At 67.1% G+C, this 26,678-nt stretch carries 27 protein-coding genes and 1 pseudogene; 14 read left to right on the plus strand and 14 right to left on the minus strand.

Features of this window, described 5'->3' with window-relative positions; translation table 11 throughout:
* Positions 1-123: 123 nt before the first annotated feature.
* Positions 124-771 (minus strand): hypothetical protein, encoded by a 648-nt coding sequence (locus P0D77_RS17370; RefSeq protein WP_277555981.1) that lies wholly within the window; start codon positions 769-771, stop codon positions 124-126.
* A 333-nt stretch (positions 772-1,104) separates the two neighbouring features.
* Here P0D77_RS17370 and P0D77_RS17375 point away from each other — a divergent pair, with 333 nt between their 5' ends.
* A complete protein-coding gene (locus tag P0D77_RS17375) occupies positions 1,105-1,914 on the plus strand; it encodes a CPBP family intramembrane glutamic endopeptidase (protein WP_277555982.1) in 810 nt (269 codons plus the stop codon).
* A 4-nt stretch (positions 1,915-1,918) separates the two neighbouring features.
* On the opposite strand, the gene P0D77_RS17380 is transcribed toward P0D77_RS17375, so the two are convergent.
* Both P0D77_RS17380 and P0D77_RS17385 read right to left on the minus strand, forming a co-directional pair.
* Positions 1,919-2,992, minus strand: a complete 1,074-nt coding sequence (locus P0D77_RS17380) for a DUF7544 domain-containing protein (protein ID WP_277555983.1) — start codon at positions 2,990-2,992, stop codon at positions 1,919-1,921.
* A 155-nt stretch (positions 2,993-3,147) separates the two neighbouring features.
* Complete coding sequence (locus P0D77_RS17385; protein WP_277555984.1) at positions 3,148-3,846, minus strand: dolichyl-phosphate hexose transferase; 699 nt, start codon at positions 3,844-3,846, stop codon at positions 3,148-3,150.
* A 116-nt stretch (positions 3,847-3,962) separates the two neighbouring features.
* Here P0D77_RS17385 and P0D77_RS17390 point away from each other — a divergent pair, with 116 nt between their 5' ends.
* From P0D77_RS17390 to P0D77_RS17420, 7 genes and pseudogenes are all read left to right on the plus strand, one after another.
* Positions 3,963-4,835, plus strand: coding sequence for a universal stress protein (locus P0D77_RS17390; protein WP_277555986.1), 873 nt, complete (start codon positions 3,963-3,965; stop codon positions 4,833-4,835).
* Between the two features lie 106 nt (positions 4,836-4,941).
* Positions 4,942-5,469 (plus strand): annotated as a pseudogene (locus tag P0D77_RS17395) (halocyanin domain-containing protein); the annotation flags it as partial.
* Between the two features lie 302 nt (positions 5,470-5,771).
* Positions 5,772-6,452: a helix-turn-helix domain-containing protein gene (locus tag P0D77_RS17400; protein WP_277555987.1), complete on the plus strand. Its 681-nt coding sequence runs from the start codon at positions 5,772-5,774 to the stop codon at positions 6,450-6,452.
* Positions 6,453-6,510: 58 nt separating this feature from the next.
* Positions 6,511-6,858 (plus strand): DUF2249 domain-containing protein, encoded by a 348-nt coding sequence (locus P0D77_RS17645; RefSeq protein ID WP_321170536.1) that lies wholly within the window; start codon positions 6,511-6,513, stop codon positions 6,856-6,858.
* A 98-nt stretch (positions 6,859-6,956) separates the two neighbouring features.
* Positions 6,957-7,601, plus strand: coding sequence for a DUF7998 family protein (locus P0D77_RS17410; protein ID WP_277555988.1), 645 nt, complete (start codon positions 6,957-6,959; stop codon positions 7,599-7,601).
* Complete coding sequence (locus P0D77_RS17415; RefSeq protein ID WP_277555989.1) at positions 7,598-8,920, plus strand: hypothetical protein; 1,323 nt, start codon at positions 7,598-7,600, stop codon at positions 8,918-8,920. Before P0D77_RS17410 ends, P0D77_RS17415 begins: the two co-directional genes overlap by 4 nt.
* Before the next feature lie 59 nt (positions 8,921-8,979).
* Positions 8,980-9,360, plus strand: a complete 381-nt coding sequence (locus P0D77_RS17420) for an ACT domain-containing protein (RefSeq protein WP_277555990.1) — start codon at positions 8,980-8,982, stop codon at positions 9,358-9,360.
* Positions 9,361-9,387: 27 nt separating this feature from the next.
* Here the strand turns inward: P0D77_RS17420 and coxB are convergent, their stop codons facing one another.
* Positions 9,388-10,161, minus strand: coding sequence for a cytochrome c oxidase subunit II (gene coxB, locus P0D77_RS17425; RefSeq protein ID WP_277555991.1), 774 nt, complete (start codon positions 10,159-10,161; stop codon positions 9,388-9,390).
* 176 nt (positions 10,162-10,337) lie between these two features.
* Between coxB and P0D77_RS17430 the strand changes: the two genes are divergently transcribed.
* Entirely contained in the window at positions 10,338-12,623 is a 2,286-nt protein-coding gene (locus tag P0D77_RS17430; protein WP_277555992.1) for a DUF6789 family protein, read from the plus strand.
* A 1-nt stretch (position 12,624) separates the two neighbouring features.
* Entirely contained in the window at positions 12,625-13,329 is a 705-nt protein-coding gene (locus P0D77_RS17435) for a hypothetical protein (RefSeq protein WP_277555993.1), read from the plus strand.
* A gap of 16 nt (positions 13,330-13,345) precedes the next feature.
* On the opposite strand, the gene P0D77_RS17440 is transcribed toward P0D77_RS17435, so the two are convergent.
* The 8 genes from P0D77_RS17440 to P0D77_RS17475 all read right to left on the minus strand — a co-directional run bounded on the left by P0D77_RS17440 (position 13,346) and on the right by P0D77_RS17475 (position 22,524).
* The gene (locus tag P0D77_RS17440; protein ID WP_277555995.1) at positions 13,346-14,164 is read right to left on the minus strand and encodes a cytochrome c oxidase subunit 3; all 819 of its coding nucleotides are present in this window, start codon (positions 14,162-14,164) and stop codon (positions 13,346-13,348) included.
* A 114-nt stretch (positions 14,165-14,278) separates the two neighbouring features.
* Positions 14,279-14,578, minus strand: a complete 300-nt coding sequence (locus P0D77_RS17445; RefSeq protein WP_277555996.1) for a CGCGG family putative rSAM-modified RiPP protein — start codon at positions 14,576-14,578, stop codon at positions 14,279-14,281.
* A 130-nt stretch (positions 14,579-14,708) separates the two neighbouring features.
* Positions 14,709-15,815, minus strand: coding sequence for a copper-containing nitrite reductase (gene nirK, locus P0D77_RS17450; RefSeq protein WP_277555997.1), 1,107 nt, complete (start codon positions 15,813-15,815; stop codon positions 14,709-14,711).
* A 153-nt stretch (positions 15,816-15,968) separates the two neighbouring features.
* A complete protein-coding gene (locus P0D77_RS17455; protein WP_277555998.1) occupies positions 15,969-17,822 on the minus strand; it encodes a methyl-accepting chemotaxis protein in 1,854 nt (617 codons plus the stop codon).
* 162 nt (positions 17,823-17,984) lie between these two features.
* The gene (locus tag P0D77_RS17460) at positions 17,985-20,279 is read right to left on the minus strand and encodes a nitric-oxide reductase large subunit (protein WP_277555999.1); all 2,295 of its coding nucleotides are present in this window, start codon (positions 20,277-20,279) and stop codon (positions 17,985-17,987) included.
* A gap of 146 nt (positions 20,280-20,425) precedes the next feature.
* On the minus strand, positions 20,426-20,848 hold the full coding sequence (locus tag P0D77_RS17465) for a MoaD/ThiS family protein (RefSeq protein WP_277556001.1): 423 nt from the start codon (positions 20,846-20,848) through the stop codon (positions 20,426-20,428).
* Positions 20,849-20,983: 135 nt separating this feature from the next.
* On the minus strand, positions 20,984-22,201 hold the full coding sequence (locus P0D77_RS17470; protein ID WP_277556002.1) for a TIGR04347 family pseudo-SAM/SPASM protein: 1,218 nt from the start codon (positions 22,199-22,201) through the stop codon (positions 20,984-20,986).
* On the minus strand, positions 22,198-22,524 hold the full coding sequence (locus P0D77_RS17475) for an Htur_1727 family rSAM-partnered candidate RiPP (protein ID WP_277556003.1): 327 nt from the start codon (positions 22,522-22,524) through the stop codon (positions 22,198-22,200). Before P0D77_RS17475 ends, P0D77_RS17470 begins: the two co-directional genes overlap by 4 nt.
* Before the next feature lie 99 nt (positions 22,525-22,623).
* Here P0D77_RS17475 and P0D77_RS17480 point away from each other — a divergent pair, with 99 nt between their 5' ends.
* Entirely contained in the window at positions 22,624-23,175 is a 552-nt protein-coding gene (locus P0D77_RS17480; protein ID WP_277556004.1) for a halocyanin domain-containing protein, read from the plus strand.
* Between the two features lie 16 nt (positions 23,176-23,191).
* Positions 23,192-24,265: a TIGR04053 family radical SAM/SPASM domain-containing protein gene (locus tag P0D77_RS17485; RefSeq protein ID WP_277556005.1), complete on the plus strand. Its 1,074-nt coding sequence runs from the start codon at positions 23,192-23,194 to the stop codon at positions 24,263-24,265.
* Between the two features lie 146 nt (positions 24,266-24,411).
* Here P0D77_RS17485 and P0D77_RS17490 read toward each other — a convergent pair whose 3' ends face one another.
* The gene (locus P0D77_RS17490; protein ID WP_277556006.1) at positions 24,412-24,675 is read right to left on the minus strand and encodes a hypothetical protein; all 264 of its coding nucleotides are present in this window, start codon (positions 24,673-24,675) and stop codon (positions 24,412-24,414) included.
* A gap of 230 nt (positions 24,676-24,905) precedes the next feature.
* On the opposite strand from P0D77_RS17490, the gene P0D77_RS17495 reads away from it, so the two are divergent.
* Complete coding sequence (locus P0D77_RS17495) at positions 24,906-25,031, plus strand: hypothetical protein (RefSeq protein ID WP_277556007.1); 126 nt, start codon at positions 24,906-24,908, stop codon at positions 25,029-25,031.
* Positions 25,028-25,435, plus strand: coding sequence for a DUF7522 family protein (locus P0D77_RS17500; protein ID WP_277556008.1), 408 nt, complete (start codon positions 25,028-25,030; stop codon positions 25,433-25,435). Before P0D77_RS17495 ends, P0D77_RS17500 begins: the two co-directional genes overlap by 4 nt.
* A gap of 93 nt (positions 25,436-25,528) precedes the next feature.
* Here P0D77_RS17500 and P0D77_RS17505 read toward each other — a convergent pair whose 3' ends face one another.
* Positions 25,529-26,671 carry a multicopper oxidase domain-containing protein gene (locus P0D77_RS17505; RefSeq protein WP_277556268.1) on the minus strand — a complete coding sequence of 381 codons (1,143 nt, stop codon included), beginning with the start codon at positions 26,669-26,671 and terminating at the stop codon, positions 25,529-25,531.
* Between the last annotated feature and the right edge of the window lie 7 nt (positions 26,672-26,678).

Consider the following 26,678-nt stretch of genomic DNA (forward strand, 5'->3'; position numbering starts at 1 on the left):
GTGGTTTCGTGGCGACCCGTGCGAAGAGCTTCTGTACTCCTGTCAAGAGAATTGTGTTCGAGACGTCGGACGCAGTTTCAGTGAATCGGCACCAGCAGGTCTCGGAGGCCTGGATCTGAGTAGCTACTGAACAGTCGGTTCAGTGGCTGGCTCCTCGATACGGCGCTCATCTCCCGTGCGACGGTTCCAGAGGTACCGCCCGAACACGATCCACGCTAAGCCGTAGAACACCATCGCTCCACCCCAAGGGTCAGCGCCTTCGCCCATCACGTACGTGGTGAAGGCGATAGTGAGCGGGACTCCCACAGGGAGTGCGGCGATGAGAAGCCACGCTGCCGCTTTCGGGGCCACGTCAGCGCGAAGCATCGTGATCCCGTACCCTACCGCTCCGAGCGTAGTCACGAGGAGTCCAAGCAAGAAGCCGATGAAGAACACTCCAGGGCCGTACTCGGCAATCGGTAGCGAAATCGCTGCGACCACTGTACCAACAGCCATCGCCCAGAAACTCCCCCAAGCGAGTCGGCCAACCCTGTGGTGCCCACTCCAATAGTACGCCGGAAGTCCGAACACGAGTAGGAAAAATCCGAGGACTGCGAACGGACTGACGATTTCGAACTCTCGTTCGTTCAGTACGGTGAAGAGTGCGAGTCCGGACGCCGCCACCAGAATCCCCCCAGCGATTTCACTGAGCGTACTCAACTGTTGTACGCGGCTTGGTCTCTCCTCGCCTGCCTCGTCGCGCCGGGTTTCGTCCTGATACTTCTGTTCCATATCGTCTCTCGAACCCGACACGAAATCTACGTTGGTAGACCACGATCCGGTCGGGTCACGTACATAACGTTCCATCACAATATAAAATTGACAGACCAGATAGTACCACAGTAGACAAAACGGATGTCTCGAGGTATCTATCTGAGTAATACGCAGTAGGTATCTATCAGCAAATTTGGCTCTCAGTTAGCACAAGCAAGACCGACGATCGTCTGAATACATCTTCTCTACTCAGTACACCGTTCCGATCACGCTCTTGAGAGTCAAACGGATCTGGCGTGCGAATCAGCGACGACCCCAACGATATTTATCTCGACCGACGGTCAGTCCGGTATGACCACGGTCGAGTCCAGCGCGTCGGGCGGACAGCTCTCCGGTCGCCTCCGCCGATTTTCGGTGCTGTTCGGTGTCGGGATGATCGGAGTACTCGCGGCGGCGATCACCGGCGTCGTCGGCGCGGAACTGCCCGAACCGCTGGCGTCACAACCGACGGTGCTTGTGGTCGCACTCGTCGCCGCACAGTCGGCCGTGTTGCTCGCGGTCGCCGTCCTCGTCGGGCAGTACACCGCCCCACGAGTCGGATTTACCTCTCGACTCCGCGAGTGGGCGACCGATCCGCGTGGGACGGCGTGGGCGGGCTTCCGTGCGGAACTTCGTCCGGCCGCGACGCTCGGCAGTGCCGCCGGCGTCGTGTTGCTCGCCGTCAGTTGGGCGTTCGGCCCGGCGGGGAGTCTCTCTGGTGCGGGCGCGACGGTCACGGACGTGCTTCGCGGCGTTCCACTGCGGTTCCTTTACGGCGGTCTCACCGAAGAGTTGCTGTTGCGCTGGGGCGTGATGTCCGTGATCGCGGCGCTGCTGTGGCGTGTGACCGGCAGCGAGCGTGGCAACGTCTCCGCGTGGGTCGCGTGGACGGCCATCGTCGCCAGCGCGGTGCTGTTCGGCGTCGGCCACCTCCCCACCGCGGCGACGCTGTACGGGGGATTGACGCCCGCCGTCGTCGGCTTCGTCGTCGTCGGCAACACGATCGGTGGCATCGCCTACGGGTGGCTGTTCTGGCGACACAGCCTCGAAGCCGCGATGGTGGGCCATATGGCGACGCACGTCGTCTTCGTCGCCGTGTCGATGGTCCTCGTGCTCTCGTGAGTCGTCACTCGTCTGTATCGTCGGTGCCATCGGTGGCGTCGTCGCCGACCGCGTCGCTCGACGCCGCGTCGAGACCCTCGCCACCGTCGGCGCGGACCGCCGCGCGCCGCTCCGGGATCAGGTCGAGCGCGGGTTCGACGTCGCCGAGCACGAGCAGCGCGTAGTACCGGAGGTACGACACCGCTGGCACTTGCACGAGCGCGGCGGCGACGAGCAGTGACAGCACGAACAGGACGCCCGCGACGACGAGCAGGCCCGCGCCGAGGGGTTCGACCGTCGACAACAGCAGGAACCCGAGGCCACCGAGGACGCCGAACGGGATCAGCAACACCACGGCGGCGATGCCGACGGCGAGCGCGACGCCGACCCCGATCACGACGTTCAGGACGACGCTGGCGACGATGTACGCGAGGTACTGCCAAGGGTTCGCGGTGATCGTCGGCCACAACCGTCCCCAGGCGCCGAGGACGGTCCGCTCCTCGAGGACCATAATCGGGACGACGAAGACGGTGGTGAACCCCTCTATCAGCCCGGTGACGGCCGCGAGGACCGCGAGAATCGGGAGCAACAGCACGGCAGTGACCAGCGAGACGCCGGCCTCGCCGCCGAGCAAAAGCGGTGCGAACGCGAGCCCGAGAACGACCGCGAACGCGCCGAACACCACGGCCCCGAGCACGAGACGGAACCCGAACAGTCGGACGCCCTGTCGCCACCGGTCGCCCCAAAACTCGCCGAGACGGACCGCCTCGGTCCGGAGCGACTCGATCAGGACGAACTCCATCACGGAGCCGACGAACAAGAACACGAGGCCGAGGACGACCCCGACGACGACGAGCCCCGCGAGGAGCGCCACCACCTCCGGACCGATCTGTGGGAGCGGCGGGATGCCGCCGAATCCGCCGGGCGCGCCCGGGCCGCCACCCCCGCCGCCGGTGGGCGCGGACGTCTGCGTGCCGTTGAACCCTGCACCGGGGCCACCGACGAAGAACGCCACCACGGCGAGTTTCAGCCACAGCGACCGGTCGATCGGCCACAACAGCGACTTCGTCGCTCGATACGCGTCGTCGAGGTCTTCCACCGCGTGTATCGGCACTCGGCTCACCTATCGGATGGACGACACCATCGTGCCTATGGGTTCGTACCGACCGCCGTACCGATAGCGTCCGATTGCCGATCGGTTGTCATCGCGGGCACGGCGGTTCCGAGCGGGGAGAGGGCTGCGACCGCCTCGCGTCAGCGCCCGAGGCCGAGTCGCTCTTCGATGCAGACCTTCAGAATCGATTTTCCGATCTCTGCACCGCCGGAGAACGGATCGAGTTTCGTCTCGCCGAGTCGCTCGTCGTACTCGATGGGTTCCTGGCGAATCCGGTAGCCGCGCATCGCGGGGCGGATGAGCAGTTCTGCGGACAGACCGGTGTTCTCGGTCCATCGAATCGACTCGATGACGTCCTCGTGGTACGCCCGCATCCCCGTCGTCACGTCGTGGAGGTGGTGGCCGCCGAGGACGCTCGCGGTCGTCGCGAACAGGCGGTTGCCGAGGCGGTTCATCGCCGGCATCGTCGCCGCGCCGTGATACAGGCGGTCGCCACTGACCACGTCGTACCCCTCGTTGATCAACTCGAGAAAGTCGGGAATGCGCTCCATCGGGTACGTCCCGTCGCAGTCGGTCGTAATCCGCACGGGGTTCGACGCCTCGTACAGCGCCCGACGGACCGCCGCACCGTACCCCTTCGGCGGCTGGTCGACGACGATAGCGCCCTTTTTGCGGGCTATCTCCGGTGTCTCGTCGTCGGAACTGTCGACGACGACGACTTCCGCTCGCCCGTCGGTAGCGGCGTCGATGTCGTCCAGCACTGGGCCGATCGCTTCCGCCTCGTTGTACGCCCCCATCACGACGCTCACGTCGCCGAGGTCGTACGGTCGTTCGCTCATACTCGTCCGTACCACCGGACGTTTTTAGGCTTGCCGAAAAGTTGTGAGCACGGGGGAGTCCACGATCAGGACGATGCCAAACGATTAGCCGCCGCCGCCCGTTGTGGACGGTCACCATGTACGACGACGTACTCCTCCCGTTCGACGGGAGCGACGGCGCGATGCGAGTCCTCCACCACGCGGCCGAGATCGCACACAGGTTCGACGCGACGGTCCACCTCCTGTACGTCGCGGACACTGGCCGTGACTCGGTGACCGTCGTCGACGGACAGGCGGTCGACGCCCTCGTCCAAGCCGGCGAGGATGTCCTCGAAGACGCCGAGGAGACGCTGCGGTCGCTCGGCTGTAACTACGACCGCGACATCCTACAGGGGAACCCAGCACAGACCATCGCGGAGTACGCCGAACGCTACGAGTACGACCTGATCGTGATGCCCACGCGCGGTCGGGAAGGGATCGTGAAGTACTTCCTTGGGAGCGTCACCGAGAAGGTGGTCAAGCTGTCGTCGGTGCCGGTGTTGACGGCGCGGATGCAACCTGACGAGCAGTTGGTGTTCCCGTACGAGGAGATTCTGATCCCCACTGATGGGAGCGAGAGCGCGAGTCGAGCGGCCGACCACGCGCTCTCGCTGGCGGCGGCACTCGACGCGAGCGTCCACGTCCTATCGGTCGTCGACGAGGGAGCGTTGGGCTTCGACGTGCGGTCGGTGCAGTCGAGTGAAGCAGGCGAGACGGCGGCCGAGGAGGCCGTCGACGGCGTCGCACAGTTGGCCGAGGATCACGGCATCGACGAGGTCGTCCGTCACGTGGAACACGGGAGTCCGGTAGAGCGCATCCTCGACTGTATCGACGAGACGGGCACCGACGCCGTCGTGATGGGGACGACCGGACGACGCGGGACCGACCGGATCCTACTGGGGAGCGTCGCGGAGAAGACCATCCAGTCGGCTCCGGTCCCGGTCATCACAGTTGGCGACGGCGACTCCTAACGCGTCGGCCGCCGGCACAGCCGACGCGTCAGCTGTTCATCGCCGTTCCCAGCGACTGGGAACGACCTCGGCCCGACTTTTCCACGGGGTCGTAAGCCGAACATGTATGACGGACGCCCGAACACCATCGACGTCTCGTCGCACTGTCATCCGAGCAGCGGTCGCAGGCGGGGCCGCCGCGGCCACGGGTGGGGCCGCCGTCTCCACGGCCGCCGCGCAGTCGTCGGGTGGGCTCTCGGCGTGGTTCTCGAACACGAGCAACTACGACGGCGTCGTCGACGAGACCGGGTCCTCGTCGGTGACGGTGAAAGTCGGAACGGAGGCCAACGGCGGCGCGTTCGGCTACGGGCCGGCCGCGGTTCGGGTCGACCCCGGGACGACCGTCACCTGGGAGTGGACCGGCAACGGCGGGTCGCACAACGTCGTCGCCGACTCCGGCGCGTTCGAGTCGGAACTGGTCGGTGACGCCGGCCACACCTTCGAGCACACGTTCGAGGAGTCGGGCGTGTTCAAGTACGCCTGCACACCCCACAAGGCGATGGGGATGAAGGGTGCCGTCGTCGTCGGTGACGCGTCCGTCGGCGGTGGCTCCGGCGGAGGTGGCGGCAGCGAGTCGACCGCGACCGCAACGGAGTCGGCCACGACCACCGCGAACGAGTCGAGCGGCGCTGCCGCGGGCGGTGGCTCCGGCGGCGGCGACGGTGGCGCCGGCGGTGCGGGCGACGCGCCGGCGTGGATGCTCCTCGGCGGCGGCATCGGCGCGGCGCTGTCGCCGCTTATCTTCGGCCTGTTCCTCCTCGTGGTCGGCGACGGCTCCGACGGGAGCGGTGGGCGCAGTGGGAACAGCAGAAGCGGCGGGAGCGACGACCCGACGTACCGGGCCGACGGCGGCCGGCCGGTGAGCGCCGCAGAGCGGCCCGAACGGAGGTGACAGACGTGGCTCGTGCACGACTCCGGGTGACGCTCCCCGACGGCGTGTGGGCCAGCGACGTGTCACGAGCACACCCGGAGGCGACGCTGTCGGTACTGTCGGTGATGCCGACCGACGACGCCGCGGTGGCGTTGGTCAGCCTGCAGGCGGAGAACGCTCCCGCGGTCGTGCGCGACATCGAGGCCGCGGAGTCGGTGACTGAGGTGGAACTCCAGCGTGCCGCGGAGGACGTGCGAGAGGTCGTCCTCCAAGTCGAGACGACCGACCCACGACTGTTGGGACCGCTCCGAGAGGCCCGCCTGCCGATCGAACACCCGGTCATCGTCGCCGACGGGGAGGCACAGTTCACCGTCGCCGGGGCGCGTGAGCGCCTGTCCGCGCTCGCGACGGCGTTAGAGGCGGCGGCGATGGAGTTCGAGGTGGCGTACGTCCACGACGCCATCGACGCCGAAGACCTCCTGACGGACGGCCAGCGTGACCTCCTGACGGCCGCCGTCGAGGCGGGATACTACGACACGCCGCGCGAGACGACGCTGACGAAACTCGCCCAGCAGCAGGGAATCGCGAAGTCGACGGCAAGCGAGCGCCTCCACCGCGCGGAGGGGAAAGTGATCAAGCGGTTCGCGGAGGACTCGCTGGGACTGCAGGCCGCTGGCGAGCGCCTCACACGGACCTCGAAGCCGTAATCCGGACGAAAGTACCGCTCACGAACTCTGTGCCGACAAATCGATTCACGCTCGTTCAATGACAAACGACACGCACGCACACTCGAGCGACGAGGCATCGACACCGTGGGGCGTCGCCAGCGTCGAGACGGTCACGCACGTCGCAGACGTCGACCCGGACCTCTCCGACGCGGTCGGCGTTCCGACCGACAGACCAGCACGCGGCATCGACGTTCGCGACGCACCCGCGCCGAAACCGCTCACGCGGACGCTGGAGGAGTTGGAGACGATGGACGACCGCTCGGTCCTCCTTCAGCGAAACGACCGCGTCCCGACGCACCTGTTCGAGCAACTCGACGACCGCGGCTTCCGGTTCGGCACGGTCGAACGCGAGGCGGAGGCGCTCACCGCCATCTGGCGGGAGTGAGTCGGCCCGCGGCCTCAGAGCGACCGATCGGTCGCCGCGAACGTGTTCGGCGTGAATCCCTCCGGGGGCGAGTCCGTACGTTCACACAGTGAGCGCCGATGATCGGATTCGACCTCCCGGTCGGGCGATCCGACGGGGCCGACGACGGACGTGCCGACAAAGAACGGACGGAGGACACAGGTGGCGACGAGGACGGTCGATTCGACCCATCCGACGCGTTCGTACCCGAACGACTGCCGGAGCCGACTTCTTGGCTCACCGAGGGCGAGGCGACGGTGTTGACCGGCGAGAGCCACGTCGAGACCCGAGCGATGGCGCGGGCGGCGTTCGAGGAACGCGGCGTCCGTGACGCGACGTTCGGCTACGTCCTGACGAAACTCGACCGCGACCGGAACCACCCGGACGCCGGGTTCAGATTCGCTCGCGACGGCGACACGCTCCGGGTCGTGTTCACGGCGACGACGGCGTTCTGTCCGCAGGGTGGCGCACTCGCGCTGGCGACGTTTCGTGCGCTGAACGCCGAAGGCGACCGTCACGAGTACGACGTCGTTCGGGTACGCGTCGACGAGACGTATCACGCCAGCGAGGGCGTCAACGACCGACTGACCGACGCCGAACGCGAGTTCCGCGAGACTGGACGCCTGCCCGGCGGTGATGGCGACGGTGAGCGTGTCGAACGCGACGACGCACGCCCGCAGGACGCGTCAGCGGTCGACGACGGACACGGAGGGAGGTGGCCGTGAACGTCGCCAGCGGGCCGCCTGTGGGAGGCGGTGACGAACGCGGCCCCGCGGCGGCGGTTACCGTCAGGAGTGCGGGTCTCGCGGGACTCGTCGCTCTCGCCTGGGCAGCGACGCTGGCGGCGGAACGAGCAGACGTGGTCGCCGGAACGAGCGCTGCCGCCGCGAATCACCTCCTGTTCGCCGGCGTCGCCTGTACCGCCATCGCGGCCGCCGTACCGAAGTTCGTCGCCGTCTGGTCGGACGCCCCGCTTCGGTGGCCTCGCGCGGCGAGGCTGGCCGCGCCGCTCGTCGCTGCGGGCGCGGCTGGTGTCGCACTCGGCCTGCTCACGGCCCACGTCACCGTTCTCGCGGCGGGTGGCGTCACTCTCGCGGTCGGTCTGTGGACGCTCGCCGCCGCGACGCTGCGGACGCTGCTCCCGGTTCGACCGTGGGACGCGACCGAGCGGTGTCTCGCCGCCGGGACGACGGCGCTCGCTGTCGGTAGCCTCGCGGGCGTGACGCTCGCGGCGGGCCGAACGACAGGGACGGCGAGCGCCTGGGGCGTCACGGTCGTCGACCTCGCGACCGCACACGCGACGCTGGTCGTCATCGGCGGTGTCCTCACGGTTGCGTACGGCGGCGTCTTCCAGTTGTCTGCGATGCTGACGGGGGCATCAGAGACGGACGCGGAAACGCGGCTCCAGCACGCCGTATCGGTCGTCCACCCGGTCGCGGCGACGGCGCTTGCCGGAGGTCGAGTGGTTGGGATGGAGGCGGTAGCGCTCGTGGGCGGTCTGACGGTCGCCGCCGTCGCGTGCGTGGTCGGGGGCCTCGTCGCCCGGCGACTGTGGCGCGGCACCGAGTCTTCGGCGGCGACGCGCCGCTACTGGGGATTCGCAGCCGGGACGCCGCTGTGGGGGGGCCTGGCCGCGTTGACGTGGGTCCGCGCCCCGCTGACTCGCGGCGGCGTCCTCGGCGGGGCCGTGGCTGAGGTCGTTCTGTGGGGAGCCGTCGGACTGCTCGTGGTCGGGTCGCTGTACCACGTCGTCCCGTTTCTCGTGTGGCTCGACACGTACGCCGACCGGATCGGTCTGGAGCCGGTTCCGGCCGTCGAGGACCTGTACGTCGCCGGAATCGAACGCGTCGACGGGTGGGCGTTCGCGCTCGGTATTGGCTGTCTAGCGGTCGCCCGAGGAAGCGGGTGGGCGTCGCTCGGAACTGTCGGTGTCACGCTGGCGGGTGTCGCAGTCGTCGGCTTCGTCGCGAACCTCGCGGTCGTCGTCCACGACCACGCATCGTGGGACCTCGTCGGTCGCACGACCGCCCGCTCTGCGGGCTGAGACGCCCCGGACGAGACGGAGCAAGGACGGCTTATCACGATCCGACGTGTTGGACGTGTGTGAACCCACACGAGTATCTCGACGGCGGGACCGTTCGGGTCGCCTCGCCGACGTACGCCGTCTGTCGGGTGGACCAGGCTCCGGCGTCCTGCTTCGCGGTCGTCCGAGACGAGACGGAGACGACCGCAGTCGTCGACCAGGCCGACGGCGTTCCCGACGGTGCCACGGACGTCGTTCGCGACTGGAAGCGACTCACCTTCGAGATGGAGTTGCCGTTCGAGTTGGTCGGCTTCCTCGCAGTCGTCGCGAGCGAACTCGCGGACGCCGGCGTGTCGATATACGCGCTGTCGTCGTACTCGACCGACCACGTGCTGGTAGCGGAGACGGACCTCGACGCGGCGACCGGGCGACTGGAGACGCTGGGTTGTACGGTCGCGTGACACTGGGGAGAGCGCCCCACGACGCCGTCACGCCCCGGGGGTCGATTCGGCCGTGGCTGTTGCGTTCGCCGGGAGGTCGCCCGTCTGGAGCCACTGGTCGTACGCCGCCGGCGAGACGACGGCCACGCTCCCACGCATCCGGGCGTGTCCGACGCCACACAGTTCCGCGCAGTACACCCGGTACCGGCCGACCTGTGTCGCGCGGGTCCGGATCCGTGTCTCTTGCCCGGGGATCACGTCCTGCTTCAGACCGAGGTCGGGGACGTAAAACGAGTGGATGACGTCGCGCGTGCGTAACGAGAACACGACGTCTCTGCCGCGTGGGATCACCACCGTTTCCCGGTTCGTCGCGTTCGCCTCGGGATAGCGGAACTCCCACCCCCACTGGTAGGCGACGACGTCGATCTCGACGGGGTCACCCTCTAGTTCTGCCGTCGGCGTGTCCGCTGCCGCGGGCGTGATGTAGGGGTTCGCGAGCACGAAGTACGCGGAGATCCCGACGAACAAGAGGATCACGCCGGTCGCAACAGTCCACGTGATCTCGAGCGGGGAGTCCTTCGTCGTCGGACGCGGGTCGTCGTTGTCGCGGAAGCGGTAGACGGCGTACAGTAGAGTAATCTCGACGAACAACACGAGCGGGAGCGCCACGTACAGCAACTGCTCGTTCAGGTCGTCGATGGCGTTCCGGTTGACCGACTGCGCGGCGGCGGGCGTGGCCGACAGCGCCGCAAGCACGACGGCCCCCGCGACCGTGAGCCCAACGACGGCGATCGCCCCTCGGAGACCCCGGTATCGTCGCATTCGTGTCTGTAGTACGACAACTATGCGACGAATGTTAAGTGTTAGCACAACGTTCGGCGGCAGGAACAGTCTCGCGATACCGGCCCCCGAGATTTATGTCAATCGATATGGCATAACGTACCAATGCACGACACCGAGCGTTCGACCCGCGCTGGCGGAAGCCAGCACACGGACGGATGAACCGCGCGGTCGTCGAGGTCGCCGCACTGGCGACGCTGTTTGCGGGATGTGCCGGGCTGTGGTGGCGGGCCAGCCGTGACCGACTGACCGGCGACGGGGGGTACGTCGAGCGCGACGCGCTGATCGACGAGTTCGCGCGGCTTCGCCGCGAGGCGCTGCGGTGGCTCACGACGACCGATCATCGCGAGATCGGCCTGCTGTACATCGCATTCGGCACGGTCGCGGGACTGTGGGGTGGCGTCGACGCGATGATGCTGCGGACGGAGTTGCTGACGCCTGCAGCCGACATCTGGACGCCCGAGACGTACAACGCCCTGTTCACGACGCACGGGCTGACGATGCTCATCTTCTTCGTGTTGCCCGTGTTCTTCGGCGTCGGCAACTACATCCTCCCGCTGTTGATCGGGGCCGACGACATGGCGTTCCCCCGAGTGAACGCGATCGGGTTCTGGCTGCTCCCGCCGGCGCTCCTGCTCGCGCGGGCAGGGCTGTTCTTCCAGGTGGCCGGGCAGGCGCTGACGCTGGTGGTGCCCGAGGGGTCGATCCCGTTCATCCTCACCGTCCGGGAGGTGGCCGTCGGGTGGACGCTGTACGCACCGCTGTCGGTCCAGTCGCCGAACCCGCAGGTCGACCTCCTGCTGGTCGGCCTCCACCTCAGCGGGGTCGCCACGACCGTCGGCGCGATCAACTTCATCGCGACGGTCACCTTCGAGCGCGGCGAGGGGGTCACGTGGGCGACGCTCGACATCTTCTCGTGGAACATGCTCGTCACCAGCGGCATCGCGCTGTTCGCGTTCCCGCTTTTGGGCTCGGCGGTCGTGATGCTCCTGTTGGATCGGAACTTCGCGACGACGTTCTTCGCGGTCGAGGGCGGCGGCCCCATCCTCTGGCAACACCTGTTCTGGTTCTGGGGTCACCCCGAGGTGTACATCCTCTTTCTCCCGGCGACGGGGCTGATGAGCCTCATCCTCCCGAAGTTCGTCGGGCGATCGCTGTTCGGCTTTCGCGCGGTCGTCTACTCGACGCTGGGGCTGTCGGTGCTGTCGTTCGGAGTGTGGGCCCACCACATGTTCGCGACGGGCATCGACCCGCGGCTGAAGGCGTCGTTCATGGCGGTGTCCATCGCCATCGCGGTTCCCAGCGCGATCAAGGTGTTCAACTGGCTTACGACGCTGTGGGACGGGAACGTCAGGCTGACCGCGCCGATGATCCTCTGTATCGGCGGCATCGGGACGTTCATTGTCGGCGGCGTCACCGGCGTCTTTCTCGCGGTCATCCCCGTCGACGTGCTCTATCACGGCACCTACTACGTCGTCGGCCACTTCCACCTCATCGTCGTCGGCATCATTCCGTTCCTGATGATCGCCGCGAGCTACTACTGGTACCCCCTCATCACCGGCCGGTGGTACGACCGCCGCCTCGCCCGGTTCCAAGCCGTCCTCATGATCGTCGGCGGGACCGTGACGTTCATGCTGTTGCTCGTCATCGGCGCACTCGGCCTCCCGCGCCGGCAGGCGATCTACCCCGCGGAGTACCAACTCGCCCAACAAGTCGCGACCGTCGGAGCGTACGTCGTCGGCCTCGCGGCGCTGTTGTGGCTGTACAATATGCTCGTCTCGTACTGGCGGGGCGACCGCGTGCAGACGACCGACCCGTGGAACCTCAAGTCGACGAACCAGTTTACACGCGAGTGGAGGTGGTTCGAGGACCGACTCGTCGAGCGATACGATCTCGACCGCGCCGACCCCGACGAGGTGCGTCCGGCGTTCGACCCCAGCCCCGACACCGGGAGCGCGCTGGCGGGCGGCGCTGTCGGGTCGACGTGGCGGACCGTCGCCGAGAACGCCTCGATCGCCGCCGTCGGCGGCGTCGTCGGGACGGTGCTGATGGCTGGGGGCCTCGGTACCGCCGCGCTCGTCGGGGTGTTCGATCCAGCGGCGCTGACGGAGATCGCCGAACTCGTCGGCCTGCCCGAACGACCGATCGTCGGGGCGTTGCTGTTCCTCGTCGGCGGCACGGTCACCTGGCCGCTGTTGTTCCTCGCGTTCTCCGAGTACCTGCCGGGGCGACTCCTGTTCGAGACGGGACTGGTGTTCGCGACGATCATCTCCTCGGGATTCATAATCGCGTTTTACACCGGTCAGTCGGGGATCGCGTTCTTGGGGTACCTCGGGTTCGTCCTCGTGGCCCACTGGGCGTACGGTATCGGCCTGACGGTGACGTTCCGCTATCTTCAGGCGAAACGCCGTGACCGCCGCGAGCGCGGGGAGGCGGGGGCGTGAGATGAGTCGTGTCGACCGCGGAGGTGAGCGCGGAGATAGCGGCGGGGACGGCCGTCCACTCGATACGGGAGCCGACGAACCCACGTCGGTGCTGTTCACCTACGTTGCCCCGTTTGTCGGCGTCCTCCTGATCGCGGTAGGCATCGCGGGCGCCGTCCCCGGCGGGTACGCGCTCATCCAAGACGAACTGCGCGACTGTGGCTCGCCGACCATCGCCGTTGAGACGCCCGAACGGAGCGCCGCGATCACCGGCGATGGCGGCCCGGAGTTGGATCGGTTCAGCGTCGAGGAGTTGGGCGCGGCGGAGGCCGCGGCGTTCGAGGAGGCGCTCGCGGACCCGCGCCGGGAGGCGCACGTCGACGGTCCCTTCCCGCACCGCGCGGCGTTCGAGTCCGGCGTCGTGATCACCTACGAGGGCGAGCAGTACTACGCGACCGTCGTCGCCGAGAACACCTGCTTCACCGCGCCCGCGCTGGGGTTCCCGCTTGGCGTGTTCGCCATCGGACTCGGGACGGTCGGCGTCCTCACACCCCCGCTGTACCGCAAACTGGCGGAACTGGAGCGACGCAGCACGGCCGGCGGGGGCACAGTCGTGCCCGCCGCTGTCGAGGCTGACACGGACGGTGCCGGCGCGGGCGACGGGACGAACGGCCCGAGCGACGCGGGCGAGGCGGTCGACCCGAACGAATCGCGCGAGCGGCACTGAGGCGGCGTCCGGTCGCTCACCCGACGACCGCGCCGACGTACAACACCGCGACGAGGAACAGCCAGACGCCGTCGACGAAGTGCCAGTACAGCGAGACCGTCCGGACCGAGGTGTCGCCGCCATCGACGTAGCCACCGCGAAGCGCCCTGGAAAACAGGACTGCGAGCATCACCACCCCGAGAGCGACGTGCAGACCGTGGAGGCCAGTGAGCCCGTAGAAGGCACTCGCGAAGACGCCATCCGAGAGCGTGAACGACTCGGCGGTGATGAACTCGTAGTACTCGAACGCCTGCCCGATGAGGAACGCCACGCCGAGGGCGACGGTTGCCCCGAGGAGGCCGACGAACCGCCGGCGGTCACCCCCCTCCAGCGCTCCGTGGGCGAGGTGGATGGTGCCGCTACTGGTGACCAACAACAGCGTGTTCACGAGCACGAGCGATCCCAGCAGTGGGGGGAGGTCCGAGGGCGGCCACGTCCCCGACCGGATGAACGCGTAGTAGACGAATCCTGCCGCGAACGTCGCGAGGTCCGACAGGAGGAACAGCCACATCCCCCCGACGTACAGTCGCTCCCTGTCGTCCGACGCGGCGGGCGTCACCCCGGAACTGTCGGGGAAGAACGCCTCACGCGCCCACCCGGCCAATCCCCCTACGAGGACGACCGCACCGACGGCCGCGACGACGAGCGGTGGCGTCCGCGGGAGCATCTCGCCCGCGGCCATCGCCAGTCCCGCGCCGACGTACAGCGCCGCCGCCCCCGCCGCGGCGACGATCGGCCAGCGACTCGTGTGTCCCCCGAGGCTGTGGTCCCCGCCCGTCGCGTCGGTCGCATCCATGCGTACACGTCACACGGCCGACGCAAATAGCCGTGGTGGTCGTCTGACCCGTTCGGAGTCTTTGCGGAGGCCGTCGGCCTCGGCACCCTCGCCAGCGGACGCCCTCGCGACGGCTCAGACGTGCACTCGCGTCACGTACCCGCCACAGCCACAGCGGTCGACGAACTCCCACTCGACAGCGTCGCCGAAGGTGGCGTCCAGTTCCGCGTAGAGGTACGACTCGGGATGGCCGTGGTCGCCGTGGGTGACGAGGTTGACGTGGACGCCATCGGCGGTCGCTTCGACGGCGGCGATAGCCTCGCTGACGAGGCGGCCGGGGTCGGCGGCGTGCCGTGGCTCCTCCAACTTCGCGGACCACGAGGTATCGTGACGCTCGAAGCGTCGGTCATCAGGGTCGCGGTTACGCTGTGACATCGTCCGGACCTACGATCCACACCCGTCTGTCAGTTCCCCCGAACACGTTCACAGCCGTTCGAGTGGCGCAGTTGGACGGCGAGCAGACCACCGCGTCGTCGACGCGGAGTGGTGAGTGCGCCGGTCGCGGTCAGTACATCGGCCCTTCTTCATCCTCCGACGCCGGCGTGTCGGGCGACGGGTCGAACACCTCGGGTCGCTCCTCGCCTTGCACTTCGATGACGCCCATCATCCCCTTCCGGGCGACCCGCGAGAGGGCGTGGTCGACGAGTTTGACGTGTTCGGGCACCGGGAAGTCGAGGGTGCCGACCATACAACTGCCCGGCGGGACGTTCACGGTCTGGAGGTACTGCTCGGCGCGACCTGCGAGGCCGCCGTCGCGGTACGCCTCCGTCCAGACGTTACCGATGGGGTGGAAGTTGCTGTTGAGGTTCGGCCCGCCCGTCACCATAAACACCCGCGCAGTCTCGCCGGTCTCGGCAGTCACCGCGCCGAAGTTGTCGGGCGTGATGGCGAACTTCTGGCCGTTGAGGAGGACGTAGGTCGGGTCCTCGGCCTTCATCGCCTCCATATCGAAACTGTGGCGGCCCTTCTCGCCGGCGGGCTTGTCGGTGTACACCTCGTGTTGGCCGAAGTAGAACTCCCGGTCGACTTCGGGGAGTCCCTCCTTCGGTTCGACGAGGATCATTCCGAACATCCCCGACGCGATGTGGTAGTCGAGGTTCGGGACCGCACAGTGGTAGATGTACGCGCCGGGGTACCGCGCCTGGAACTCCATCGCGTTCTCCTTGCCGGGGGCGGCGTTCGTCGCAATCGCGCCGCCGGCAGTGCCGTACACGGCGTGGAAGTCCACGTTGTGCGGCATCGCGTTCGACGAGGCGTTCTTCAGGTTGAACTTCACCGTGTCACCCTGCCGGACGCGGATCATCGGACCGGGAATCTGCCCGTCGAACGTCATGTAGTCGTACACGACGCCGTCTTCGATCTCCGCGCGGACCTCCTTGGCCGTGAGTTCCACCTCGACCGTCTTCGGTTCGTCGCGGTCGATCGGATCGGGGATGTCCGTCGGGTCGGCGGCGACGCGATTCGCCGTCGGCTTGCCGCTGGCTTTCTCGGTTCGTTTGCTCGCGGTCTCCGTCTCGCTGTCCGTCGGTGCCCGTCCCGAGCAGCCGGCGAGCGCCGCGCCGCCGGTTCCGGCACCGATGGCTTTCAGCGTCGTGCGTCGAGTCGTTGGCATCTGGTGGGCACCTCGCAAGTGGACGTATGGGTGGTACCCCCATCAAGCGAGAAGGCGGTTACCGAATCCGTGGCACCGGAGCGAACGTGTTTTCGAGCGCATATAAACGAGAGAAGACGACGGGGGAGCGTCGATCGGAGTGGGGCGCGCCGTCTAGTCGGCCGTCTGCTCCGTGGAGGAGTCGCACTCGAAACTCTCGAGTTGCCGTTGGAGCGTCGCCGTCTGCTCGGTCAACTCGCCGAGTTGCTCGCGGATCGTCGACACCGTCTCGGCGCCCTCCTCGGTGCGGTCGGCCAACGACTCGCTGTGGTCGGCGACCGTCCGGGAGCGGTCGGCAACGCGCTGAATGGCGTCGACGACCTCCTCGGTCGTCCGTGCGCCGTCGTCGGTCGCGTTCGCGACCTCGTTGATCGACACGTCGACGTCCTCTACGGTCCCCGCGAGTTCGTCGAACGCGTCGCTGGCGGCGGTCATCGTCTCCTCGCCCGTCCGAATGTCGGCTTTCGTCTGTTCCATCTCCTGTTGGACGCGGTCGACGTCGGCGATAGTCTGTTCGATGGCCGTCTCGATGGACGCCGAGTGTTCGCGGGTGTCCTCCGCGAGCGTCTTCACCTCGTCGGCGACGACGGCGAACCCGTCGCCGTCTGACCCGGTTCGGGCCGCCTCGATGTTGGCGTTGAGCGCCAGCATGTTCGTCTCCTCGGCGATCTCCTCGATGAGGTCGGTGCTCTCGGAGACGGTGTCCATTCGTCCGGCCAGCGAGTCGACGATGTCGGCGAGCGTGGCGACCGTCGTCTCGATCTGTTCGACCGCCTCGATCGCGTCCGCCGCTCGCTCCGTCCCCGATTCGGCCGACTCCGCCGCGAGTCCGGCCTCGCGAGAGACCTCGTCGGCGTTGGCGGCGATCTCTTCGATCGTCGCCGAGAGCGTGCTGAGTTCGCCGGTCGTGGCCTCCAGTTCCTGCGCCTGTGCGCGGAGTTCGTTGGCGAACTCGCGGATGTCGGCGACGAGTTCGCGTTGGGTCGCCTCCAGTTGCTCGACGTCGTCGTGTGCCGAGGCGGTCGTTCGCTCGACGGTCGCCGCGAACGCGCGGATGTCGACGATGGTGTCGGACAGTTCGCCGGTCATCTCCTCAAACGCCGAGGATATCTCGTCGACCGCCTCGATGTCCGTGTGTTTCGGGGGCGTCGCGGTGAGGTCACCCTGTGCGACGCGGTGCATCGCGCCCGCGAGGTCGTCGGCGCTGTCGAGTAGGTCGTCGTTCAGTTGTTCGACCTCCTCCTGTTGGCGCTGTGCCTCCGCTTTCGCTTCCTCGGCCTCCGCCTGTGCCTCCTCGCTCTTTTTGACGTTCGCGAGTTGCTGCCGCGTCTCCTCGCGGGCACGCTCGATGGAGAACCAGTTGGACATAATCGCCCCGGCGAGGCCGAGGACGAACACCGCGTGAATGAGCGCCCACGCCCACGGGTTCGCGATTGCCGCAGGGTGGTTGTACACGCCGCTGGGGTCGATGATGCTGAACAGGCCGTGTTCGAGCGCGACGTAGAGGATGCTGATGCCGAACGGCAGCCAGTCCTCGTAGGTGGCGATGACGCCCACCATCACGAAGAAGTGGAAGTGCGCCTCGATGAACCCGCCCGAGAAGTGTGCGAGAATCGCGCCGGTGGTCATCAGTCCCGCCGAGGCGATAGCCGCCCGTGTGCGCCTGCTGAATCGCGGCACCATCGCCAAGAGGACGAACGCCCCGAGGATGCCGACTTCCGCTGCGACGTGCAGCAGGGGTTCAGACTCGAACGTTGCCCCCACCAGGTTCCCGTCGAACGTTCCGAGCAGAAATAGGAACGGCAGATGCGCCGCGAGTAAGATCAGGACGTTGCGATGGCGCGACCGCCATCGGTCCGCCGAGAGCGTGTCTCCCGACGGTGTGTACTTGATGTATCGTGCGATGCGCTGCCTGACTGCTCCCGCGTCAGAGCGGGCGAACCACCCGTCCGAAGCCCCCGTTGCCATAGACAGTTCCAGCCGAGGATCACTAATAAGAGTACGTCGCTGAATATCAGGACTGGAACTCGCAAAACGAACGCGAGAGCCGCCGAGAACGACTAGATGTCGAAGAGCCCGAACATATTCTCGACGGAGATCGACGTGTCAAGTCCTTAAATATTATTTCGGTCAGTCGTCGTCTTCGAGGAACGGGCGGACGACGCCGCCGGTCGGCACGTGAGTGGCGTCGTCGGCGACGCGGCGACTCCGCAGTTTGGCCACCACGTCGTAGGTGAACAGCGCCGTGCCCGCGATGATGAGCGTGTCACCCGGAAGCCGTGCCCAGAACAGGTCCTGGATGAGCGGACGATTGTAGAATGCCACCGAGCGAGCGGCGTCGTACGACCCGGTGAACGCGACCTCCAGTTGGATGAATCCGACCGGGAGGACGGAGACGAACACCATCGCCGCGAGGCCGACGTTCCACAACCAGAACGCCCAGCGAAGGCGACGGCCGCTCCAGTCACGGACGGTGAACCGGAGGACGTACGTCGCCATCCCCAGTGCGAGGAAGCCGAACGCGCCGAACATCGCGGCGTGGGCGTGGCCGACCGTGAGGTAGGTGCCGTGTTCGTAGTAGTTGATGAGCGGGAGGTTGATGAAGAAGCCCAGCACCCCAGCGCCGACGAAGTTCCACACTCCCGAGGCGATGATGAACATAAACGGGAGCGTGTACGGGAACGCCTCGCCGCTGGTGGCGAGGGCGCGGTACTCGTTGATGGCCTCGAACAGGATGACGACCAGCGGGATGAGTTCCAGCGTCGAGAAGACGCTCCCGATGGGAATCCACAGATCGGGCATCCCGATCCACCAGTAGTGGTGGCTGACGCCGATGACGCCCGTGCCCATCACGAGTAGCGCCTCGACCATCACGGCCTTCTCGGCCGACCGCCGGCGCAGGAGGTTCATCGACACCAGCGTCATCCCGACGATGGCGACGATGAAGAACTCGAACGCGCCCTCGACCCACATATGGACCACCCACCAGCGCCAGAACTCCGTCACCGCGATGTTCGTCTTGGGCGTGAACAGGAAGCCCGCGACGAACAGGAGGGCGATGGAGCCGCCGGCGTAGAGGATCATATGTGCGAGGCCGTACGGTTTCTCGTCGTCGAGCAAGGGCTTCAGCCCGCGGGCCGCGAGCACCGCCCAGCCGATGAAGCCAGCGAGCAGGCCCGCCTGCCACAGTTTGCCGACTTCGAGGTACTCCAGCCCCTCGTTGCCGAGGATCCACCACAGCGACCCGTCGAAGTAGCCGTGTGCGCCGAGCCAGATGCCCGTGAGACCACCGGCGACGACGACGACGAGCGCCCCGAGCAGTCCCTTCACGTACCGCGCTTGGTTCGACGGCTCGAAGCCGGTCAGAAGCGGCGGGAGGAACAGCCCCGCGCCGAGCCACAGCGTCGCGATCCAGAGGATGCCCAAGTCGATGTGCCACGTCTTCGCCATCGCGAACGGGAGCACCTGCAACACGTCGACGCCGAGGACGGGTATCGTCTCCAAGCCGAAGAACGCGTGCCGTTCCACGTAGTAGTGGGCAAGCAAGCCGCCGAGGAAGGTCTGCGCGAGGAACAACAGCGCCGCGACGGGGACGAACCACAGCGCGGCCGACTGGCTAGGCAGTAGGTCCACGTCGTCCGGGTGGGGGACGTTCACCCCCTCGGTCGACGGTTCGGGCAGGTCGATGGAGGTGTACAGCCACACGCCGATGCCCGCCCCGGCGACGAGCAACACCATCGCGACGACGCTCCACGTCATCGCCGACGCGCCGGGCGTGTTGCCCGCGGCGGGCGCGTACGGCCAGTCGTTGGTGTACGAGTGGTCGGCGTTCGGGCGGTCGGTGTGGCTCATCCACGCGGTCCACAGCGCGAAGTCGGCGAAGCGGCGAGCCTCCTCCTCGCTGTCGATCATCTCGACCGGGACGCCACGCGCGTCAGATCCCTCGTGGTACCGCTGGACGTACGTCTCGCGGACCTGCCGGTGTGCGTACGCCTCCGCGGCCGAGTACTCGATGGTACCGTCTCCGGGCGTGCCGTCCGAGAGATCCGACTCCACCAGCGAGTCGACCGCCGCCTGCTCTTCTGCGGGGAGGTCCTCGTAGGCGGTGTCGTACCGCTCGTCTGCGTAGTACGATTTCATCGCCTCGACCTTCAGGTCGAGTGCGTCGGCGGTGTAGTCGGGGCCGAAGTACGCCCCGTTGCCGAGGATCGACCCGTGGTTCATCAGTCCGTCCCGCTGGAACACCGCTTTCCCCTGTTGGACGTCGTCGCCGGTCGCGAGCGTCTCGCCGTCGGGGCCGACGACGCGGTCGGGGATCGGTGGGGCCTTCTCGTACGCCATCGCCGCGCCCGCGCCCATCACGACCAGATTGACGACGAACGCGACGACGAGTGCCTTCGCCAGGGTGCGTCTGCTGACTCTCATCGCGTGCGGCGGTTCCGCCGGCAGTCACTTGGGAGCGTTCGACGTTCCGTACTCACGGGGACGCTCGCGAACACGTTCGGGATGGACTATCGCACGGTGACCACGCGTCCGGGACCTGTCGACAGCGGTGACCGACCCCAGCGCGACTAACAGCAGAACATGAACGGATACATCAGCGCGATCCGGTCGCCGTCTGTCAGTTCCGTGTCGAAGCCGTCGAGGTGTTCGTTGAACCGTCCGTTGACGCAGATGCGGGCGAACGCCCGCGTCCGGTCACCCTCGGGGTTGGCTTTGAAGTCTGCCGGCAGTTCACCCGGCGGCTTCGCCCACCCACGCGCGACAGCCTCCTCGGGCGTGCGTGCGAGCACCAACTCGGCCACGTCGTACTCCTCGAAGAACTGGTCGAGAAACTCCCTGAGCGTCGATCCCTCGAAGGTGTACTCGAATCGATGGTCCGGCAGAGCGTCGTACAGTCGGCCGGTTCCTTTCACCTCGACGGTCGTCTCCGCACGACGGTCGAGAGACTCGTCGCCACGCTCCACCGCTCGCTGACCGATGTGTGTCGGCATAGGTGTCACTACGCCGTCTAGATGGGTGGGTGTAGTCCCGAACATATTCGAGGAGAGATTCCAACCGTTACACCCGATTCTCTGCGGATGGGACCCAACGAGCGACCGAGCGGCGTCTCGGCGGTTCCCTCGCGGTCAGTCGGCCGCCGACGGTGACCCGCCAGCATCTGGATCGACCGCGTCGAGGCCGCGTTCGGCGTCCGTGAGGTAACACTGCGGGTCGCGTGCGCCGAACTCACCGTCGACGGCGAGCGCCCGGAGTCGACTCGACCCCCTGCACACGTCGCTGTAGGCGCACTCGCGGCAGGCGTCCCCGAGGCTGTCGGGACGGTCTCGAAGCCGCCGCAGTAGGGGGTTCGACTCGTCGTCCCAGATAGCGCCGAACGGGCGGTCTCGGACGTTCCCGAGCGAGTACGACTGCCAGAACTGGGTCGCGTGGACGTTCCCCTGGTAGTCGATGTCGGCGACGCGTTCGCCGGCGGGGTCGCCGCCGTTGACTTCGAGGTAGCGGCGGACGCGTTCGGCGCGGTCGGGGCCGAACGCTCGGCGAGCGTACTCCACGAGGTAGGCGGCGTCGCAGTAGTTGCCCACGAGGAGCGTCTCGATCTCCTCGCCCGCCTCGTGGTACTCGCGGGTGAGTTCGATCAGGCGTTCGACCGCCTCCCGGCGACGCTCGGGCGTGATGTCGGCGTCGGGGACGCCGCGCCCACCGTACGCGAGGTGGTAGAAGCAGAAGCGGTCGACGCCGACGTCGGTGAGGAGGTCCACGACCGCCTCCATATCGGGGACGGTGTCGTCGGTCACGGTGTAGCGAAGTCCGGTCTTGAGGCCGACGTCGAGACACGCCTCGATGCCCTCGACGGCGGCGTCGAATGCGCCCTCCTGCCCGCGGAAGGCGTCGTTCACCTCGCGACGGCCGTCGACCGAAATACCCGCGTACGCGAGACCCGCGTCTCGGAGGGTACGCGCACGGTCGCGCGTGAGGAGGGTGCCGTTCGTCGAGAGGACAGGCCGGATGCCTCGATCGCTGGCGTGGGCGACCAACGCCGCGAGGTCGTCGCGGACGAGCGGTTCTCCACCCGAGAAGAGGATCACAGGCACGCCGTAGTCAGCGAGGTCGTCGATCATCTCCTTCGCCTCGGCCGTCGAGAACTCTCCCGGTGCGGCACCCACGTCGGCGCCGGCGTAGCAGTGGGCACACTCGAGGTTGCAGCGCTTGGTTCCGTTCCAGACGACGACCGGGCGCTGCTGTTTACGCTCGCGGATCTGTTCGGCGTCCGAGTCGGCGTCGCCGTAGCGGAGGCCGTCACCCTCGGCGTCGAGGCCGTACAGCAGTTTGCTGATCGAGATCACGATTCGACACCTCCCTCGGCGTCGGCGGTCGCAGCCTCGGCGGTCGCGTCAGCGTCGCTCTCGCTGTCACGCTCGGACGACGCGTACTCCGCGCCCAAGTTCCGTTCGGCGAACCGCGCGACGCCGTCGCTTCGACACAGCCACAGCGTCCCCGCCTCGGGAAACAGCGTCGACGCCTGTTCGTGCGCGACCTCGGCCGACGGTGCGGTGACGCTGCCAGCGTGGCGAAGCGGTTCACACGCGGATTCGCGCAGGAACACCTCCCACTCGGGCACCTCGTCGGCCCGCGCCTCCTCGACTCGGGTTCGGTCGGCGTCAGTCATCACCAGGATGTGTGAACGGAATCCCCTACGGCGTTCACGACGACTCCCAACGACTGGGAACGACGGAGGGCGGCTTATTCACCCCACTCCAACCGGCTGGTGATGTCAGACAGCGACCGGACGCGACGTTCCGTGCTTCGTGCGAGTGGACTGGCTGCGGTCGCCGGGATCACCGGCCTTGCAGGCTGTTCGGGCGGTTCCCAACAGTCTGCCGGCGACGACACGGCGACCGAACAGCCGTCGCCGACGCCGGAGTCGACCGAGACTGACTCGGGATCGGGGGAGTCCGGCGACTCGGGGTCGAGTGCGTCGTTCGACGGGTGGCTCGACTCGGCGGACAACTTCGACGGCGTCGTCGACGAGACGGGCAGTTCCGACGTGACGGTCGAGGTAGGGACAGAGGCCAACGGCGGCTACTACGGCTTCGGTCCCGCGGCGGTGAAGGTGTCCGCCGGAACGACCGTCACCTGGGAGTGGACCGGGGAGGGAGCCTCCCACAACGTCGTCGCTGAGGACGGGTCCTTCGAGTCCGAACTGGTCGGTGAAGAGGGCCACACGTTCACCCATACGTTCGAGGAGACGGGAACGACGAAGTACGCCTGTACGCCCCACAAGGCGATGGGGATGAAGGGCGTCGTCGTCGTCGAGTAAGCACCCACACACTCCGATGTTCGACACCAGCGACCGGCCCATCGTGCTCGTCTGGGAGGTGACACGCGCCTGTGATCTGGCGTGTGACCACTGCCGGGCGGAGGCGACGCCACAGCGACACCCCGACGAACTCACCACCGCCGAGGGGAAGCGACTGCTCGACGCCGCTCGCGAGTTCGGGGAGGGACAGGTCGTGGTCCTCTCCGGAGGCGACCCCCTGGTTCGCGACGACCTCGCGGAGTTGGTCGCGTACGGCGACGACATCGGCCTGCGGATGGCGCTGACGCCGAGTGGGACGGCGTCGCTGACACGCGAGCGGATCGAACGGTTGGCGGACGCCGGCCTCCGACGGGTCGCGCTGAGCATCGACGCCGGCGACTCGACGGTTCACGACGGCTACCGCGGCGAGGCGGGCGTCTTCGAGGAGACGCTCCGGGCGGCACGAACCATCCGCGAGGCCGGAATCGGACTACAGGTAAACACGACCGTCTGCGAGCGTACGGTCGACGAACTCCCCGCTGTCCGCGATCTCGTGCGCGACCTTGACGCCGTTCGCTGGAGCGTGTTCTTCCTCGTCCCGGTGGGTCGAGGCGCGACGCTGGAGCCAGTGTCGCCCGCCCGTGCAGACAGCGTGATGGACTGGCTTCACAGCGTCGACGAGGAGGCCGAATTTGCGGTCAAGACGACCGAAGCCCCGCAGTTCCGACGGATCGGCCTCGAACGCGAGGGCGTCGCCCCTGAGGATGTCGACCCGACGAGAGGGCCGCCGGCGACGCGTCCGAGCGCCCGCGCCGGCGACGGGTTCGCGTTCGTCAACCACGTCGGCGACGTGACGCCGTCGGGCTTTCTCCCGGAACCGGCGGGGAACGTCCGCGAGGATGACCTCGTAGACGTGTATCGGTCCGCCGACCTGTTCGAGCAACTTCGCGACCGCGATGCGCTCCGCGGAAAGTGCGGGGCCTGTGAGTTCCGTGACGTCTGTGGCGGGTCGCGGTCGCGTGCGTACGCGGCGACGGGTGACCCGTTGGCGACGGACCCGCTGTGTCCGTACGTTCCGGACGGGTACGAAGCGGCGTCGGGGTCGCCGTGACGATTCGATAGCTGCGACCGTCGTCGAGAGTGGCGACGAAGGACTGCCCACCGTCGCTCGGCACGCCCTCGCTGACCTCGCGAGCGACGAGCGTCCCGCGTTTACTGCTCGGAGATGGCTTCCTCGGTCGGCGCGTCGCGACCGCGTCAGTCTGATTCGGAGCGGTCGATCCGCTGCGTGGAGTACATCGTCAGTCGGTAGAGGAGGTAGCCGAACAGGGCGAATGCGGCGAGTTCGATCAGGTACAGTTCGACCACTTCGACCGCGGTCAACTGTGCGGCGAGTGCGCTCTGTGTGGCGAGCAACACCGCGTACGCGACGACGAGCGTGAATGCCGGCATCGTGACGAGGAGCACCCCCGAGAGAATGAGCCAAAAACGGTCGGGTGTCCGCCGCTCGTTGGCCGACATCTCAGCCACCGCCTCCGGCAACGGTCGGCCGCCGAGAGGCCAGTGTCGAATCGCGTGCGAGCGGAGCGGGCACACCACAGCCGTGTCGGGAATCCATACCGGAGTCTGTCGTCGCCGAAGCATAACTGTTCGCGGTGTGTGACCGATATGGTCATATTTCCCCGGATTCATTACTGTACTGTGAACATCAGGCCGTGTGATTCGGCACTCCGGCCGGAGAACGGTGGCAGGTGGCCGGAGCGAGCCGAGCGACTGAAGCGACCAGCGATCACGGGCGAACGACGCTGGAGACGCTGACAGCAACCACCGCCGCCTTCCAGTTCATCGCCGTACTCGCGGCAGGACCATCCCGATGAGCCCAACACGCAACACCGCCCCAAAGCCGGACTACGACAACTTCCTCGCGTTCCTCCACGACCAGTTCGTGGACGACCTTCGATGGGTCGCCTCCTTCGACGCGACGACGTACGACTACCAGATGCACTACATCAAGCCGGGCGTCGAGACGGAACTCTCCGATCGCGAGTTCGACGCAGTCGTTCACCGATCGATGGCGCTGTTTCGGCGACCGTCCGTCGAGGAAGTGTACGCGCACCTCGGATCGGCGAAGGTGCTCGTGATCCAACACGAACGCGCCACAGCCGTCCACATCTACCTGTCAGAGACGACAGGACTGATCATCAAAATCCGCGCGGGCAACGATATCACCGTCCCCACGTTCACCGAGGCGTGTCTGGACGAACTGTATCCCGTCCAGTGAGCAGGCGATCCACCACCCAGCGAATGCCGTCGAACGACCGGGACGGTGAGTTCCTGCGTCCCGATAGCGAGTGTGAGACGGCCCCTGTCGTGGTCAGCCCTCGTAGCCCGCGTACTCCATCAGCGACGAGAATATCTCGGTGTCCATCGCCTCCTCGTAGACGACGCCCGAGAGCATCCCGCCGGGGTAACTGCTCCCGTTCATCACGTGTTTCACCTTGTGGCAGTGCATCAGGTAGATACCGGGGTCGGCGTCGGCGGTGAACTCGATGGTGTGGCGCTCGGCCGGCGCGATGTCGGTAATGTCCATCTTGTGACGGGCGGCCTCAGGAATCGTGCCGCCGTCTTTCTCCACCAACTCGAAGCGGTGGTTGTGGATGTGCATCGGGTGGTTCATGTACCCGCCGTTGAGGTAGTGGACGCGGACGGTGTCGCCCTGCGAGACGATCATTGGCGACCCCTCCTCGGGGTGGAGCGTCCGCGGGGCCGCCTTGCCGTTGACCGTGAACACGTCGGGGTTGCGGTCACGCGGCGAGTAGGAGGCGTCCTGTCCCGCCATCATCTTGTGGAGGTCCGAGTCCCACTCCTTCACCGTCATGAAGTACTCCTTGTCGGCGGGTTCGTACCCTTCAGGGTCGACACGGAAGATGCCGTACATCCCCATGTCGATGTGGCGCTGGGTCTGATAGTGACAGTGGTAGACGTGGGTGCCCGGTTCGTTCGCGGGAATCTCGTACTCGTGTTTCTCGCCGGGGCCGACAGTGATGCCCGTCGTCGTCGGGACGCCGTCGTTCTCCCACGTCTTCCGTACGCCGTGGAAGTGGAGCGTGTGTGGGCGCTTGCCCTGCGTGTTGTCGAGGACGACCGTCATATCGTTCCCCTCGGTCGTCCGGAGGATGGGCCCCGGCACGGACGGGTCGCGGTCGTCGGCCTGGAACGCCCACACGCGCGGGAGTTCGATCGGACCGCCCATCGACTCGCCGGGGTGGACGTCGTGACGGGCCGGTTGGGTCTTCATCACGACCTCGCCGCCCTGTTCGTCGACGTTGACGACCTCCGGCGGCGACGTGGTCGGCAGCGACTGACTCGCGGCCGCCGTCCCCGCAGACGTGGCGGCCGCTCCCGGTTCCTCCCCGGTGTCTGTCGGGGCTTGACACCCCGCGAGTGCCGCCGCACCAGTCGTCCCCGTTGCAGCCAAGAACTCACGCCGACTCATCCCGGAGCCGGGTGCACCCATCTGAGGC

The organism is Halobaculum limi, from assembly GCF_029490015.1.
Classification (GTDB): Archaea; Halobacteriota; Halobacteria; order Halobacteriales; family Haloferacaceae; genus Halobaculum; species Halobaculum limi.

What these genes read in the sequence shown, in the direction of transcription:
- P0D77_RS17370 (WP_277555981.1), bottom strand. Translation starts at nt 771, where the DNA reads ATGGAACAGAAGTATCAGGACGAAACCCGGCGCGACGAGGCAGGCGAG.
- P0D77_RS17375 (WP_277555982.1), top strand. Translation starts at nt 1,105, where the DNA reads ATGACCACGGTCGAGTCCAGCGCGTCGGGCGGACAGCTCTCCGGTCGC.
- P0D77_RS17385 (WP_277555984.1), bottom strand. Translation starts at nt 3,846, where the DNA reads ATGAGCGAACGACCGTACGACCTCGGCGACGTGAGCGTCGTGATGGGG.
- P0D77_RS17390 (WP_277555986.1), top strand. Translation starts at nt 3,963, where the DNA reads ATGTACGACGACGTACTCCTCCCGTTCGACGGGAGCGACGGCGCGATG.
- P0D77_RS17645 (WP_321170536.1), top strand. Translation starts at nt 6,511, where the DNA reads ATGACAAACGACACGCACGCACACTCGAGCGACGAGGCATCGACACCG.
- P0D77_RS17410 (WP_277555988.1), top strand. Translation starts at nt 6,957, where the DNA reads ATGATCGGATTCGACCTCCCGGTCGGGCGATCCGACGGGGCCGACGAC.
- coxB (WP_277555991.1), bottom strand. Translation starts at nt 10,161, where the DNA reads ATGCGACGATACCGGGGTCTCCGAGGGGCGATCGCCGTCGTTGGGCTC.
- P0D77_RS17430 (WP_277555992.1), top strand. Translation starts at nt 10,338, where the DNA reads ATGAACCGCGCGGTCGTCGAGGTCGCCGCACTGGCGACGCTGTTTGCG.
- P0D77_RS17435 (WP_277555993.1), top strand. Translation starts at nt 12,625, where the DNA reads ATGAGTCGTGTCGACCGCGGAGGTGAGCGCGGAGATAGCGGCGGGGAC.
- P0D77_RS17440 (WP_277555995.1), bottom strand. Translation starts at nt 14,164, where the DNA reads ATGGATGCGACCGACGCGACGGGCGGGGACCACAGCCTCGGGGGACAC.
- P0D77_RS17445 (WP_277555996.1), bottom strand. Translation starts at nt 14,578, where the DNA reads ATGTCACAGCGTAACCGCGACCCTGATGACCGACGCTTCGAGCGTCAC.
- nirK (WP_277555997.1), bottom strand. Translation starts at nt 15,815, where the DNA reads ATGCCAACGACTCGACGCACGACGCTGAAAGCCATCGGTGCCGGAACC.
- P0D77_RS17455 (WP_277555998.1), bottom strand. Translation starts at nt 17,822, where the DNA reads ATGGCAACGGGGGCTTCGGACGGGTGGTTCGCCCGCTCTGACGCGGGA.
- P0D77_RS17460 (WP_277555999.1), bottom strand. Translation starts at nt 20,279, where the DNA reads ATGAGAGTCAGCAGACGCACCCTGGCGAAGGCACTCGTCGTCGCGTTC.
- P0D77_RS17465 (WP_277556001.1), bottom strand. Translation starts at nt 20,848, where the DNA reads ATGCCGACACACATCGGTCAGCGAGCGGTGGAGCGTGGCGACGAGTCT.
- P0D77_RS17475 (WP_277556003.1), bottom strand. Translation starts at nt 22,524, where the DNA reads ATGACTGACGCCGACCGAACCCGAGTCGAGGAGGCGCGGGCCGACGAG.
- P0D77_RS17485 (WP_277556005.1), top strand. Translation starts at nt 23,192, where the DNA reads ATGTTCGACACCAGCGACCGGCCCATCGTGCTCGTCTGGGAGGTGACA.
- P0D77_RS17490 (WP_277556006.1), bottom strand. Translation starts at nt 24,675, where the DNA reads ATGTCGGCCAACGAGCGGCGGACACCCGACCGTTTTTGGCTCATTCTC.
- P0D77_RS17500 (WP_277556008.1), top strand. Translation starts at nt 25,028, where the DNA reads ATGAGCCCAACACGCAACACCGCCCCAAAGCCGGACTACGACAACTTC.
- P0D77_RS17505 (WP_277556268.1), bottom strand. Translation starts at nt 26,671, where the DNA reads ATGGGTGCACCCGGCTCCGGGATGAGTCGGCGTGAGTTCTTGGCTGCA.